Annotated in this window: 2 pseudogenes; one reads left to right on the top strand and one right to left on the bottom strand. The window is 39.0% G+C overall.

Going from position 1 to position 741, the window contains the following annotated elements:
* Positions 1-416, bottom strand: a pseudogene (locus tag H5072_RS20805) (hypothetical protein); the annotation flags it as partial.
* A gap of 215 nt (positions 417-631) precedes the next feature.
* Here H5072_RS20805 and H5072_RS21435 point away from each other — a divergent pair.
* Positions 632-741: pseudogene (locus H5072_RS21435) on the top strand (peptidylprolyl isomerase); the annotation flags it as partial.

Genomic DNA, 741 nt, shown 5'->3' with positions numbered 1-741 from the left:
CGGCCGTATAAAACACTACGGCCTTGATTGCTAATAGCAATATCGCGAATACTGGCTTTTTGTATTTTGTAATAACCTTTATTTTTGCCTGTGGCTATATCCCACACAGCAAACGTGGTTTTTTCGGCGGTAACAGCCACGCTGTTATCAAAAGCAATGGCAACAGCGTACACTAGGCTGTCTTGTGACTGCTGCTGAAACCATTGGTATTTTAGCACCTGCTGTTGATTATCCCACAGGGCGACCCCATGGTTGATAGAGGAGATCAAACTGTATTTACCATCGTTTGAAACTGTTGATGAAAACGCACCTTGTGCAGCATGTTCGTAACTTGCTACAGCGTGTTGTTTTTTATCGGTACAGGCGATGGCTAAAAAACAGCTAAATACGATTAAAAAAGTACGAAATATCGACATATTACAGGTATTTCCCCTTAACTCTTAGTGACTGAGAGGTTAGACTAGGACGCGTTAAATGCCTAGGTTGTTTGTCTAATCACTGGATATGTTTTTAGTTTAGCTAACAATATGGAATTTAGTCATTAAACAAGCAGCCTATCATGTGGGCCGTTAATCTTTCACTAGTAATAATACATTAAAATGACAACTGCAAAGTGTGTCGGAGATTTAAAATGAAAAAGACGATTAGATTGTCATTGATTGCAGCGTCAGTTTTAGCGCTTACAGCTTGTAATCAAGAAGCAAAAAAAGAACAAGCTGAAGTTAAATTAGACACTGTAGA

Origin of the sequence: Pseudoalteromonas sp. SR45-5 (assembly GCF_014163565.1) — a bacterium.
Taxonomy (GTDB): domain Bacteria; phylum Pseudomonadota; class Gammaproteobacteria; order Enterobacterales; family Alteromonadaceae; genus Pseudoalteromonas; species Pseudoalteromonas distincta.
Note: the sequence above shows the minus strand (reverse complement) of the source record. Positions and strands in the feature narration are given on the sequence as shown.